At 33.0% G+C, this 14,156-nt stretch carries 13 protein-coding genes; 11 read left to right on the top strand and 2 right to left on the bottom strand.

What is annotated here, in order from left to right:
• From ABEB18_RS13025 to ABEB18_RS13040, 4 genes are all read left to right on the top strand, one after another.
• Window positions 1-1,161: a hypothetical protein gene (locus ABEB18_RS13025; RefSeq protein ID WP_348799744.1), complete on the top strand. Its 1,161-nt coding sequence runs from the start codon at window positions 1-3 to the stop codon at window positions 1,159-1,161.
• A gap of 170 nt (window positions 1,162-1,331) precedes the next feature.
• Window positions 1,332-2,522, top strand: a complete 1,191-nt coding sequence (locus ABEB18_RS13030; RefSeq protein ID WP_348799745.1) for a hypothetical protein — start codon at window positions 1,332-1,334, stop codon at window positions 2,520-2,522.
• Window positions 2,523-2,528: 6 nt separating this feature from the next.
• The gene (locus tag ABEB18_RS13035) at window positions 2,529-3,107 is read left to right on the top strand and encodes a hypothetical protein (RefSeq protein WP_348799746.1); all 579 of its coding nucleotides are present in this window, start codon (window positions 2,529-2,531) and stop codon (window positions 3,105-3,107) included.
• A gap of 30 nt (window positions 3,108-3,137) precedes the next feature.
• Complete coding sequence (locus ABEB18_RS13040) at window positions 3,138-4,397, top strand: hypothetical protein (RefSeq protein WP_348799747.1); 1,260 nt, start codon at window positions 3,138-3,140, stop codon at window positions 4,395-4,397.
• Window positions 4,398-4,514: 117 nt separating this feature from the next.
• Here the strand turns inward: ABEB18_RS13040 and ABEB18_RS13045 are convergent, their stop codons facing one another.
• Both ABEB18_RS13045 and ABEB18_RS13050 read right to left on the bottom strand, forming a co-directional pair.
• The gene (locus tag ABEB18_RS13045) at window positions 4,515-5,300 is read right to left on the bottom strand and encodes a hypothetical protein (RefSeq protein ID WP_348799748.1); all 786 of its coding nucleotides are present in this window, start codon (window positions 5,298-5,300) and stop codon (window positions 4,515-4,517) included.
• Between the two features lie 81 nt (window positions 5,301-5,381).
• On the bottom strand, window positions 5,382-5,750 hold the full coding sequence (locus tag ABEB18_RS13050; RefSeq protein WP_348799749.1) for a macro domain-containing protein: 369 nt from the start codon (window positions 5,748-5,750) through the stop codon (window positions 5,382-5,384).
• A 351-nt stretch (window positions 5,751-6,101) separates the two neighbouring features.
• On the opposite strand from ABEB18_RS13050, the gene ABEB18_RS13055 reads away from it, so the two are divergent.
• The 7 genes from ABEB18_RS13055 to ABEB18_RS13085 all read left to right on the top strand — a co-directional run bounded on the left by ABEB18_RS13055 (window position 6,102) and on the right by ABEB18_RS13085 (window position 14,147).
• Window positions 6,102-8,648 carry a tetratricopeptide repeat protein gene (locus ABEB18_RS13055; protein WP_348799750.1) on the top strand — a complete coding sequence of 849 codons (2,547 nt, stop codon included), beginning with the start codon at window positions 6,102-6,104 and terminating at the stop codon, window positions 8,646-8,648.
• Between the two features lie 21 nt (window positions 8,649-8,669).
• On the top strand, window positions 8,670-9,350 hold the full coding sequence (locus ABEB18_RS13060) for a DUF1266 domain-containing protein (RefSeq protein WP_348799751.1): 681 nt from the start codon (window positions 8,670-8,672) through the stop codon (window positions 9,348-9,350).
• A gap of 412 nt (window positions 9,351-9,762) precedes the next feature.
• Window positions 9,763-10,893, top strand: a complete 1,131-nt coding sequence (locus ABEB18_RS13065; RefSeq protein WP_348799752.1) for a WG repeat-containing protein — start codon at window positions 9,763-9,765, stop codon at window positions 10,891-10,893.
• Between the two features lie 21 nt (window positions 10,894-10,914).
• Window positions 10,915-11,796: a hypothetical protein gene (locus ABEB18_RS13070; protein WP_348799753.1), complete on the top strand. Its 882-nt coding sequence runs from the start codon at window positions 10,915-10,917 to the stop codon at window positions 11,794-11,796.
• A gap of 85 nt (window positions 11,797-11,881) precedes the next feature.
• On the top strand, window positions 11,882-12,274 hold the full coding sequence (locus tag ABEB18_RS13075; protein ID WP_348799754.1) for a hypothetical protein: 393 nt from the start codon (window positions 11,882-11,884) through the stop codon (window positions 12,272-12,274).
• Window position 12,275: 1 nt separating this feature from the next.
• Window positions 12,276-12,938 carry a hypothetical protein gene (locus ABEB18_RS13080; RefSeq protein WP_348799755.1) on the top strand — a complete coding sequence of 221 codons (663 nt, stop codon included), beginning with the start codon at window positions 12,276-12,278 and terminating at the stop codon, window positions 12,936-12,938.
• A 165-nt stretch (window positions 12,939-13,103) separates the two neighbouring features.
• Window positions 13,104-14,147 (top strand): hypothetical protein, encoded by a 1,044-nt coding sequence (locus ABEB18_RS13085; RefSeq protein WP_348799756.1) that lies wholly within the window; start codon window positions 13,104-13,106, stop codon window positions 14,145-14,147.
• The last annotated feature ends 9 nt before the right edge of the window (window positions 14,148-14,156 follow it).

A 14,156-nucleotide genomic window follows, 5' to 3' on the forward strand; every position in this document is an offset into this window, starting at 1 on the left:
ATGAAGGATTCTTTATTCGCCAAAATACAGGAGGAATTTAACGCAATTGCTGAAAATTTTGACCAAAAAGCCAAAACCGTTTTATCAAATGAAGAGTTAATCACGATTCAATCCAAATACAATTTGTTCGAGATTCAACCTTATTTTTCGCATTTAGTCAATCAAGTTTTAACATCGGATCTAAAATTGACAATCGACTCCGACGAAGATTTTAATCCCGAAATGGATACTTTGATCGAATATAAAATCAATTTAGCCAACAGAAAAGCCCATTTTAAAAGAGAATATTTAGGTGGCGAAAATTTCTATTCTACCATTTATGAATACACAGAGGCGTATCACAAAAGTTTTTCGGTTTACCAAAGTAACGGAACAGCAAGGGAAATAAACCTGAGTTATCTTTATTTTAAAAACGGACTTCCGCATCAGTTTATAGAATGCACACCGTATGGAATTTCGCTAAAAACCTATATTTGCGAAGGCGATTTTATAAAAAAATACAAGTTAGAATGGCCTAATTATAATCATCATTGTATTGGCGAATTGGTTTTTGATACCGAAAATAACTTACAAACCATTACCGAAACTGCATCTGATGGTCGAGTTCGGCTTTTATTCGATGCCCGTAATGCTGCTAAAAACGTAACAAACGTTTTGGCCGAAATAGAAGATTTTTTGGTAGAAAACATAACCGATCAAATTCTGGATAAAATAAAAATAGAGGAATCTGTTTATTGTTTGTTGTTTGAGTACAGTATGCACGAACCTTTTCCGCCAACTTTAGGTTTTGGAGTAGAGTCGGACTTAGAGGCTAATGTTGAAGATTATGAATTGTGGGAGCTATATTCCGCAGCAGATATGCGCTATTTTTCAGAAAATGATGCTCCTAATCCAATTACTATTGATTTTTATCCAATCGAAATACAATCTAATTATTTGATGGTGAGTTCCTACGGAAAAAAAATTCCATGGCAGGATGAAGAAGCCAATAACAAATGGAAGCAACAAATATTTGATACTTATCTAAGGGTTTGCAAGCGACTGATGCATTTCGATTTTTCAAAATCATTTACAAAATCAGAAAAGTTTTTGGTAATGGCTCGTGATTATGAAGAATGTAATGAAGAGGAATTCTATAAAAACATCTTAGAATATAAATAATTCATCAACAGAAATCATGCTTCTTTGTGCCTATTAGAGGTATTCTCCAGCTTGATCTTTTATAAAAGCTTCCTGCTCAGGAATGAGATTTATTAAACTAAAAAATTGGAATGGATTTAACGGAGAAAAGTAAATCTCTGTTTCATTTTTAATTATAATTAACGCCTTTCATGAATAAAAGAGTTAAGGAACGAATTAAACAGATCCAGGAGGAATACGAAAATTTTCATGCTGTTTTTGATAACATGAAAAATGCTGTATTACAAAAAGAAAACCTCATTACCCGCAAGGCAAGGCATCCGTTGTTTGAAATTGAACCTTTTGAAGCATTGATAAGAAACGAGTTCATTACAGAAGACGAACGTTATGCATTATTTCTTCAGGAAACAGATCAGATTAATCCAGAATCTGAGAAGCTGTATACTTTTGTCATTGATCCTGAAAACAATCAGATAGTGCATCGCATTCGCTACGATGAAAACAACAATTGTTATGAAACTATTTTCTGGTATGAAGACAACTGCCACAAAAGTATGCAACGGTATATTCATACTAAACATCCTTATCATCATGGTATTATCTGTTACACATTTTTCAAAAATGGATTGCCTGATTTGTATCTGAAATGCCAATATTCTAAAGTTCTTTCTAAGAAATATAAAATTGAAGATGGCCGCATTACGGGTTATCGGCAACAGCATACTTTTTTTTCATACACCAGCGATGTAACTTTCAAATATGACGCTTCGGGTGCTATTGATGTTATAAAAGAATCTGGAAAAGATGCAGGTATTCTAAGAGAAAGACCTGAAATTTTATTTAAGCGGCCAGAGCACAATCAGACAATTGAAAACACTTTTAAGAGAATAGAAGATTTTTTGTTTCAACGCATATCCAGACAAATACTGAAGCAGGTACAAATTGAAGAGAAAGTCTATTGTCTGATGCTGGAATATACTATGCCCGAAGCTTTTCCTCCCGAACTGGCTATTGGCGTTTCCAAAGATCCTGAAGATTCTAATGAAACTTTAAAATCGCACCAGTGGTACACTACTAATCTGCGGTATTTGTATGACGAGTATACGATTGATTTGCACGATGAACAGATGCAGTATATTTATCTGTTTTATTACCGTGCGTACGATTTTAAAGAACATAAAAGAGAAACTTTTGAATATTGGAATGACCAGATTAGGCAGGTATATGTAAATGTCTGCAGACGGCTTATGGATGTAGATTTTTCAACATGTTTCAATATATCTGAAGATTATCTGGTCATCGCCCGTGGTGACGTTTATGATGATTCCGAGTACTATTATAAGCAGATGAAAGAATATAAAAACGTTAAAAAAACACTCTAAAATTTTATGGGTCAGTACGCTCCAATAATATTAGGCGAAATAGAAGGATTAAAAATTGGTTTAGACACTGATAGCGATCTATGGCAACTAACCCAAAATCTGGATTATGACAAACTCGAAGGAGAATGGCTGATTGGTTTTGGTGTTGGATTTACTAAAAGCAAAAGTCTTAGAAATCAAATCCGAAAAAATGCTTTGCCAGAAGTTTTTTCAGAAAGAATACATGCAGTTTTGAGATTTCTTGAAGTAAAGTGTTATTCGGTTTTCACCTCTTCAATAGACTCCTACATTGCACATATTGACAACTGGAATTATAAAAATTTGCCATATACAGTTGTTCTAAAAACGGAGATACTATTAGAATCAAATAAAATTCAGCAGGCGTTGCAGACAATTATAGAATATTATGAAAAGAACTTTGTACTGATTGATTTAATGAATTTTGAAAAAATAGCCGACGAGCTGAAAAAATTAAGAAGAAACAAACAACAGAAACGGATAACAGCAATACAGCACAATGATAAAAAACAACAAATTGCAACGGATTTAAAACACTGGATTGATCTGCGTGCTGACAAGCAATAAATCGATATCTGAATTAAACAAAATATAAATATGCCAAATAAAAAATATTCGTTTCCGGCTGAAAACACAAATGGGAATGTAGCAATTGCTGGTAACAAAATACGCTGTGAAGGAAATTCCTATTTTTACAATAGTGAAGTGACAATTGATCAAATTCAATATGTGTACGTAATTGTAAATGCAAATAAGGAATCATTTCTGTTTATATTCGATCATCATCAGCATACTATACCCACAGCCAGCATTGGTTTTGAAGCAGTTTATACAGAACTTTCCAAACGTTTTTTGTTTGATGATATCTTGTTTTTTGAAACAATTTCTAAACAGGAACAGGCAAAAAAACAAATCTGGAGACGTACCTACGAACCTACTTATGAGATCCTTCAGACACAATATAAAGATTATCATTTGGGTTTTGAAATTTTGTCACCTGAGCCTCAATTTATTTCCTGGGACATAAGCTTTGCAGCTTTAGAAGAAAATGATGCTGTATATCGGGCGACTTCTCCGTATGACCAAACACTGCTCAAATACAAATATCCCATTCGTATCGGGAATATTAAACTTTCTGATGTTGCATCCTATTTTGATAAAGTTCGGATGGATGCACCTGTGATTGAATTTCATACAGATTGTTTCGATCAAAAAGGCACTGATAAAAGTTATAATGATATCAAAGAAATATTAATCCGTGATCTTGGAGCCGATGCAAACAAAGCAGGTTACGAACGCACCGATCAGAAAAATATTTATTTCGATGTTCATAACATGAGCGTATCTATTTGCTACACCTATGATTCCGCACACATGTACAACGGCGGATATACTTCCTTTACTATACAAAACCGGAGGTCATATCCGGAACTGCTTATTGATACTGCCTACGAAAACCGACTGGCAGTGAATTCTTTTTTGCTAATAGACGGAAACGTTGGTATGCCTAATGATTATAAAAAGAATGAAAAAATAAAAAGACGTCCACCCAAAATTGCCGATGAATTTAAAGACAAAACGATCATATGGATGGATAATGTAAATGATAAGATTGGATTTGCATGTGGTAATTTTTCACAGGTTTATTCCAAGGAAGAAATAAAAGCATTCAGCATACAAAATACATTGCCGGCAAGAGGCAGGGGAGGTAGCTCTCTGATACTTATTATAGAACAAGATGTGAATCATTATGAAATATTTTCAGGGGAATGTTATTTTTTTGACGGTCTTGCACAAAAAATTATGCAGCTGACAAATAAGGAATTAACCTTTGAGCAGGAATATTATGATTGTTAATATAAACAAAACCAAAATAGGAATAATAGTATATCAATAACGTCAACTAACACATTTATGAGTTAAAACATACAATAAATAAATAAAACTTTGTGGATTCTAACAGCTGGTTGCGATTTATCCTATTATAAATTCTGAATCCACAATTTTTAATACAATTGGATTTCCTGTTGGATAATTTTCATCAAAGCCACCAATAAACCCAGTTTGAACGCAATACTTTTGAATAAGTAAATCCATACTGTCTTCTAATGCAGGGATATCTACCTTTTGTTTCGGTTTCAACCCGGTTCCCTGACGGCCATTCGTAAAAAACAACATCAGATTGTATCGGTCACCGCATTTCTTTTCCTTATAAAACACTACATGAATATTGGCTGCATAGGTAACATTCAGGATTTCATTCAAAAAATTATCCTTTTTATTATCCTCAATATTACAATCAAAGCGAATATAGGAAGTCTCTGCATTATGTTTCATCAGTGAAGAACCAACTAGACTAAAATATTTTCTCTTTGGCCATATTATTTTGCTTTTGTCATTAAAAAATTTAACCAGTTCGGCATCTTTAGGCAAGTTATGTGTTGCTTTCTTAGCCTTTTTGTCTTTTAGAATCTCTTCAGCTTTCAGGGCTATCTCAAACTCATAATCGTGCATGTTATAGCTGCCTGTACCGATCTGCAGATATTTTCCTGACTTATAGATATAAATAAAAGCATCCGCATGTTCATTTACAAGCTGTCGGAGCGCTTCTATAATTCCGTCTGGATCATCCGTTTCTATAATTGCCTCCAATTGTGCAGGGGCATCTGCATGTCCGCCGAGCCCTTTACGATAAGTAAAAAAATCATACGAATAAAGTTCATACGGAAAATCAAAATACCAGTAAACCCCTAAAACCATTTCTTTAAGTTATGAATTATAAATTATAGATTATAAAATGAGTGAAAAGCACTTTACTGCAACCACAAAATAACTGATTCATTACTCCCGGATTTTATTCAAATACGACTGAAAATTTTCATAACCATTCTTTGCCGGATTTTCTATGTCAATCATGGCATTCAGTGAAGTGTCAAAAATCTGCCAGTCATGCTTTTTAGCAACGATTACTAATTCGTACAAAGCATTTTCTCCATACAGGCTTATCATTTTATTGCTAACCGGTTCTTCATCGGTGTAATAATCTATAGAATAGTCTTTACCATTGCTTTCGATTGAATCCTCTTTTGCCTGTCCGAAATAGGTATTTAGGACTTTACAGAAATCAGTTTCTATAAACATGCTTTCATCAACCTCTTCAATCGAATTTATTTTTTGTGATGAACTAAACAATACAACATCCCAACTCATTTGTGTTTAATTTTAATTTGTGTCAGCAGCCACAGTTTATATTTTCTTAGGAAACCATAGCCTTATTAAAACATGTTTTATTAATATTCTTTTTCAGATATTTAAATTGCTTTTCAAAATTACAGCTTCTTTCCGTTAAACAGCTAAATCTAATTGTATGTTTACCTGTAAAACCAAAATTTCATTATAAATAGTGACTGGGGTAAAACAACCATAATTTATATTTGTCCGACTTGTTATAAAAGACGGCGTACATTTTATAATGATTTCGTTTTTATAAAAACAAATTATGTCTTTTTTGGAGACATGACTATTATAACTTCTGAAAAGAATAAAAATAAAAACCTTACCATGACAGACCAGCAGCTTTTAGGAGTATCTACATCATCCAACACATTGGAAATTAAAAATGCCTTAGTAAAAAAAATCTCTGATTTGGATTTTGAAATTGACATAGAGAAAATTTTTAGTTATATACATTGCTCACAGCGACTTATTCAAAAAAAGAATACTACAATTACAACAGATGAGGTGCTAATTGATGAGAAGGATAGAAGCCTAATCAATGAGATAATAAATAAAGCAGACTTTGATAGCCCTTCGGAATTTATTAATCATTTAAGTTTTTTATACCATAATTTAGAGATACGATTTAATACATCATTGTGGAAATCCGCATTTGAATCTTTGAGAAAGTTTGATAAAAACGAACTTGAAATTTACGTAAAACCAGTAGTTGATTTCCTGAAAGAACATCCATTTCTGAAGTCGGAAGTATTGCTTTTGGTAAGACAGCATTTACCATTACAAAATTTCTTTAATAAAAGCCCATACGACGATAATAAAGAATTCTGGCAGCAGTATGAATTTATTTATGGCTTGTTAAGAATGGGGAATTTTATATTTGATCTTCATGCAGAGGAACTCAATACGGGACAATTTTCCTCCAAAGAGCTTGATGAGATTTATGATAGACTATTGATGTCATCCCAGTATTATAGAAACAATAAGTTGCCACAAGCTTTCAATGTTTTGTCTGATTTACAAATTGTAGATTCAAAACCTCTTTTACTTTGGCACAGAGAAATAAACATTCTATTCAAGGCTTTTGTAATTGAAAAGAATCAGGAAGTTGAGAGTATTTTTATAAACACTTTAAACAATGCATTAAATGCGTTTCCTTATGATGATTATCTTTTATATGTAAGAGCCAAATATGCTTTTCAAATATATGAGCCAAAAGATTTCTTAGTAGAAATTATTGCAACTCTTAAGAGTAATCCGGATCATCAAAAAAGTTTATTTCTGTTAGGACAATGTTATTTGCAATTGGGTATTTCAAGAGCGGCTTTGATTGTTTTCGAAAATTTGAAAAAATTAAATCCCTTAAACATGCAATATGTCACAGCTGCAGCCTTGGCCAGTAGAGCCTATATAGATTTTTGTATAAAAGAATATGAGCTGGGAGAAAATAATGATCAGTATTACATCAATACGATTATGACACTTATCGATCAGGAAATGTTTGATGAAGTCGCTGCATTTGCTGCCAAAGCGTCTCAAGACAATCTTGATATTAAGGCTTTGGTACTTTTTTCTAATGCTGTAGCAACCAGTTACGTAAGCGGGAGTACGGATAAAAAAGCACTTAGTGAGGCGTTGTCTTGCGCAAAGGACAAGACAATAATTCAGAAAATAAAAGAGCATTATTTAAAAAATCCAGGTACTTGGGATGCTATCAAAGCCGAAAAGAGTTTCATACTTGATTACTACAAAGAATATCCAAATGATTCGAATGCCAATTACGAGCTGGGGATGTTGTATTATGCCCAAACCGATTACGAAAAGGCCTATGACTATTTGCTAAAAGCAAAAGAAATCGATCCATCCAATATTGAAAATTATTACAATCTGGCCAGAGTTGCTGCTTTGGTAGAGCTTCATACAGAAGCGATAGAATACATTTCGGTCTATTTGAATTACAACCGATATAATGTTGTTGCCAATGATGTGTATTGTTGTAGTGCTTATAGCTTAAAAAACTATTTAGAAGCCCATAATAGTGCCAAATGGATATTGAGCATCTGTCGTGAAAATGAATTTGATTCCAAATATTTCTTTTACCTGACTGCCAGCTTATGGTTTCATATTGAAAAGTTAGAAGCAGAAAACCTTAATTCGGCAAACATCATTAACCTTTTAGAATTGTACGACCAGTACCCTAAGCCGTCTAATTTTTGGACTAATGATAATGGTTCAAAATCAATGTATTGGGCAGCAAAAATATGTCATAAAATTAGGGAGTATGATAAAGCAATTGAATATCTTGAAACGATTTTGCAAAATGTCAAAGAATACGATTGGGGACTCATGGAAAATTGTTTCTTTAACTTACTGCCCGAATGTTTATTTGCCTTGAAAGAATATGAAAAGTTGATTCAGGATGTTGAGAAACCAACACTGGAAAGACTCGAAAAAAAATCATTCGATGGTTCTCTTGGTCAGGTCAGTTTACATATTTCGTATGCCTATTATGAACTGGGTGATAATGAAACTAGAATGAAGTGGGCTTTGACATGTGCGCGTTGTTACATGAATTGGGCAAATCCGCCTATTGACTGGGTAGGGCAGTTTCTTTTTAATCATTTTAGAATTTGTCTCGAGCTAGAACTCTATCAACATGCTATTCTTTTTGGAAAAGAGTACTTCGAATTTATTAAAAACATAAGCGATAATCATGTTTGGCTCGCTCATAATCTGGCGAATTGTTATACAGCTATTGAGCGACAAGATGAAGCATTAAAGTACCATCGTTACTGTATTGAGCTTGGGGAAGCAGTGTTTCTAAAGAGTCCGGAAGTTATTAATTCTAAAGAGTTTGTCAACACGTTTAATTAAGGAGTTATTAAAACAAAAAAAATGAGTACTACTACAAAATATCATAAATTCGAGAATCCAACTAATTTAACCCAATCACAACTTTGGCTCATTGCAACCTCGGCAATGTTAACCGAAATGAACAAAGAATTTCATGATACCTTATTGCCTCACCATATTTATGGAACACCTGAACTATTAGCCGAAAGCAAACAAAGTCTTTTGCGAGATTGGGAAACAAAGGATTTCCCCGACTTAAAAGGGACTATAGATTATTTGTATAGCAAAAATACCTTTGGTGCAACACTAAATGCTTGGGAATTTTTGACGGAATCTGAATTTGACAAAGTGCAACAAGTTGGTATTAAGGAAAAAGGCTTAAGAAACGAGTTAGATATGGTTCGAAATTATCAATTCGATTTAGAAAACAGTGATCTTGGCTGGCATTACGGGCGCTGTTCCTGGATTATCAGACATGGTTTTTACAATGGATTTATGACCGAAGAAGAAGCTTGGAGCTTGCTGGAAACAAACGGTAAATTGATAAAAAAATCTTTTGACTCTTGGGAAAGCTTTGGATTGTCTTACCTTGTTGGATCACAATATTGGAAATTAAATAATTACAATGAAGCGACCATGAAATTGACTAAAAAAAATATTATGTATTTGCTAACCAATTCTAATTCGCCTTGGCTCAATATCGATTGGAATGACTTTGAGTAATATGTTACCAAGTTTTTTGTTTGATGATTTGTATGTTTATTATCAAATTGCATTTGGTTGCTTTTTGCTTACGGTTATAGTGCTGTTTTCTAAGTTTTCAGAATCAATAGTAATCAAATCGGGAATCATCTTGTTTTCTATCGGCTTAGTAATAAGTTTTTTGCTTTCTTTTTATACAGATAGGTATTGGTTTTTTATCTTGCATTGGATACTTTCATCAATAGCATTTTTTCTGTTTTGGTATCTGTCGATCTATATTTGCGAAGAATATGGCAATCCGTATTCTGGCGAAGGCGCAATGATAATAGTGTTGCCGGTTTATTTTTTGTTTTTTATGATTATAAGTTCAATGGTTATGAACGGAATTGGTTTTTTGCTTCGGTATTTTAATTCTTAAAAAGAGATTGACAAAATGAGAATGTATCTCCTGCTTTTTTTTCTAATCAACACCAATCTATTACTCTCTCAAACAGGAAATGAGGATTGGATACGATTTGAAGATAAAAAAACATTCTTAATGGGGTATAAAAACACAAAGGGAGAAATTAAAATTAAACCCAAATTTACCTTCATCACCAATGCTATCGTCTTTAAAAACATCATGTCGGTTTTTGAAGAAATGAACCCAAAAGACCGAGAAAATTCTAAAATGAAAGCCTATTATTTGCTCAAAAACGGCAGGCAAATTGGATTAGACAGTTTATATGTTCATGATTTTACATTAGACTGTGAACAGGAAAACAAAATCAGATTTAGAGATCCCAAAACAGACAAAGTTGGTTTTTTTGATAGAAATGGCAAAGTGGTAATCCCCGCTATTTATAATGATGCCAAGCCTTTTTACAACGGATTTACAGTAGTGATTACCCAAGGAAAAAGAATATGTTGGGACAACAATCAGGAATTTTCCAAAGAGAACCCTTGCGAACATTGGAGCTGGAAAGGTAATATTCAAATTATAAACGATAAAAATGAAGTCATTGCAGATTCGGTTTCTTACGAGAAATTAAATGCAATCGATTGGTTTTCTGTCAAAGTAAATAGTGCAGAAATTACTTCAAACGAAGTTACTTTTCAATCAAGTAACGGGACTACTTATTCTTTTTTGAGTTATGAAAAACAATTTGAAAACTGGTTTAATAAAGTGTTTTTAAAAGGAGTTTCAGAGAATAATGTAATCGATTTTTTATCTGACACCCTTACTTATGATGTCAATGAAACAGCTGCATTGAATACCAAATTAAAGTTCAAAGATTCTTTTTGGAAACAAGAACCCAAAGAAAAATTTGTACTAAAAAACAAAGATTTTTTAGCACAAACAATAAAAGCATACCGTCAAGGAACCACGCATATAACCGAAGGAATTGCACCGGTTTTGAGTACTTATGAAAATGCTCCAAACTATTTTTCATCTTGTGGAGAATATCAAAATGTTAGGTATCCCTATTTTCAGGTTTATTTACTAGATAAAGACCAAAGAGCTCAAAAAACTCTAGGATTTATAAGAGAGGGAATGGAATTTAAGCTTTTGGAAATGTATTAATAATGCTAATTTTTACTAACAATGTCTAATGCAAAAAATGATTGTAATCAAAAATCAGATCAACTTTGTGAAGCGCAAAGCATTTTTTTTGGGAAGCTGGATTATCATAAAGTTTTTTCAGATAAAAAAGAAGTGATTCGACATTTTATCGAAAGCGAAAATGAAGCCAAAGAATATGTTTTTCAAGGTAAATTCTATCCAATGGCACACTATGAAATTCAGAAAATAGTGAAAACAAAAATGTCAGGCTTTGATGAAAAAGAAATTATACAAACCTTTTATCATTGTCTTCGCCTGGGAAGTTTATACAAAATAGATGAGGTCAATTATCCTTATTTGCAACGAGCAATACAATTGTTGTTGCCAGATTTACAGGAGTCAAAATATCTGGTTTGCAGCATGGACAGACAAGTTATTTATTTGTTGTTTGAAGCCAGAAACGAAAATGATGCCGAAAATATTTTTCAGACTAATTACACAACATATTCAGCAATAAGAGAATTTATTTTGCAGGCTGGGAGCTATAGTCATCTTCCAGGAATGAGGAAAAGCCATAAAAAATTCACCCTTTTTCTGGAGAATAAATTGTTTCTAAATAGAGTTCAAAATGCTGTAATTCTTTTTTCAGAAAACAAATTTCATCAAAAAATTAGCCCTAATTTTTATTTCTACGCCTGTGTACTCTTATTATTATTAAGTGAAGATGAGGAATCCAAAAAGGCTCTTTTACAACTTCACAAGCAACAATTATCCAATCATTTGGTTTGGGTTTTGGGGAGTTTTTACAAAGAATTCCAAAACACTACAGCCAACAAGGAATTACTGAATCACCTTTATAGTACATATCCTTCCAACTGGATAGATGAGTATCAGGAAAAAAAGTACGATTGGGAAAATGCATAAACTTAAAATCATTATTTATAGTGAGATTTAGAAAAAACGACTTAGGTAAATTTGATGTAATTAATAACCAATTAAAAATTTAATCATGGGATTAGCAGAAAAACGTTTAGCAGAAGCCATCAAAGTTGAAAAATTACCTGAATTTGAAGCAAAATTAAAAGACAAAGCAGGATACGATATAAAAGTTGATATCGATTGGAATACTTTTACCGCTTTTAATCAATATCCGCTTGAAAGATTAGATATTGTTTTTGATGATTTAGAATCATTTGTAAAAAAAATATGTACGGATGATATGGGGAAAGAAGCTTTAAAAGAAAAATTGACGACGATTCATTTAACCAATACAGAAAATAATGATGAAGTGAATATGGAGCTTAAAGACAATACTTTGTATTTGACACAGCAGCTTGTACAGGCTTCTTTTAGCTCGCAAACCGATTCTCAAATTGCTAATTACGTAGAAGCATTGTTGTAAAATGATTGAAGCGTACACTAAAAATCTATTTATAGATTTCACTGGCTGGTTTATCAAACTGGCAGACTTTGCACAAAAAGCAGACGATAATTCCAGTTTACCCAAGCTGGAATTATTGCTTCATACAGGTAATACAATCCGAGGGAGTATTATTGGATATGACAGAGCCAGACCCGAAAATGTCTTGATGATTTTGGAAATTTCAGACTTCGATGCCAAAACAAGAGTTACCTTAGTACCAAGTACACAAGTCGTGGCTCTAACTTTTCTAGACGCAATTCAGACCCTAACGACTTTCAAAACGAATGTGATCGTGAGTCCTTTAGAACTGAAACGAACAGCCAAAAAAATAGAAGAAGCATTAGAAAAAACAGTTTCAGAAAAAATCAATTTGGTTCTAGATGCAGACCATTTTTCGGAAGAAAACAGAAGTGTTGTTTTAGAAACAATCGAATTGTTGCCTTTGGTTTTTGAATCGTTAATAGAAGATGATTTAGGACGAAATGCTGTTGTTGAAAATATAAAATCAATCAAGATTTCATCGGCAGAAAGTGATGCCATTACTTTGGAAAATACAGAACTTCATATCCAAAAAAGCCCTTTGGCGGTTTTTCCGAGTAAAGAAAAAGAACGAATCAAAAAAGAGATTGAGAGTGTTTTGTAATTAATATTTTTCAATTTAGTCATAAAAGGCAATTCAGGAATATCTGGATTGCCTTTTAGTTTTTAACAGGACAACAAGTATGTAAATCATTATTTATAGTGATGTGTAAAATTTTATCGGAAGTTATTTTTGTTGCAAATCGAATAGAAATATATAAATAATAATATGAAAACATTAAAGTACTTTTTATTAGCATTGACTTTATCTTTTTTGGGTTATAGTTGCTCCAATGATGATGGCGAAAATACAGACAACCAATCCAAAACAAGAGATATTTATTTTTGTGGTTACGATGATGAAGAAGAATCTATAAAATATTGGAAAAACGGTTTAGAAACTTCACTAACAGATGGACAAAACTATGCTTGGGCTACTGGTATAGCTGTGGTAGGTGATGATGTTTATGTTGCAGGAAACGAAAATAATGATGAAGGGTATGTTGTTGCCAAATACTGGAAAAATGGTGTAGCAACCATACTAAATAAAACTACAAAAGATGCCGAAGTAGCAGCAGTTACTGTGGTAGGAAATGATGTTTACGTTGCTGGTTATAACACTAATGATGATTGGAACTCTGTTGCTTTATATTGGAAAAATGGCACCGAAGTACCGCTTACTGATGGTACAGGTGATGCCGAAGCTACTGCTATAAATGTTATAGGGAATGATGTTTATGTTGCCGGAAATGGATATAATGAGATGGGTGATCCAATTGCTGTATATTGGAAAAATGGTGTAGCAGTACCACTAAGTGATGGGTTAAGGAGAGCTAGAACAACAGGTATAACCGTTGTAGGGAATGATGTTTATGTGTCAGGATATGAATACAATGAAGATTATGTTTATGTGGCTAAATATTGGAAAAATGGTATCGCAATACCTCTTACAGATGGAACAAAGAGAGCTAGAGCAACAGCGATAACTGTTATTGAGAATGATGTTTATGTTGCAGGATATGAATACAACGATGATGGTATTTATGTGGCGAAATACTGGAAAAACGGTACTGTAACATCGCTAACCGACGGAACGAGATATGCAGAGGCCAATGCCATACAAATTATAGGCAATGATGTTTATGTAGCAGGTTATGAAGAAGATAGTAATTACAATAGCGATGCTAAATATTGGAAAAATGGTACAGGAATAAAAGTCGGAACAGGAAACCATTATTCATTTATTACCGGAATTTGTATAGTGGAAAAATAGCACTCTTTA

This window comes from Flavobacterium adhaerens, from assembly GCF_040045115.1.
In the GTDB taxonomy this organism is placed as follows: domain Bacteria; phylum Bacteroidota; class Bacteroidia; order Flavobacteriales; family Flavobacteriaceae; genus Flavobacterium; species Flavobacterium adhaerens.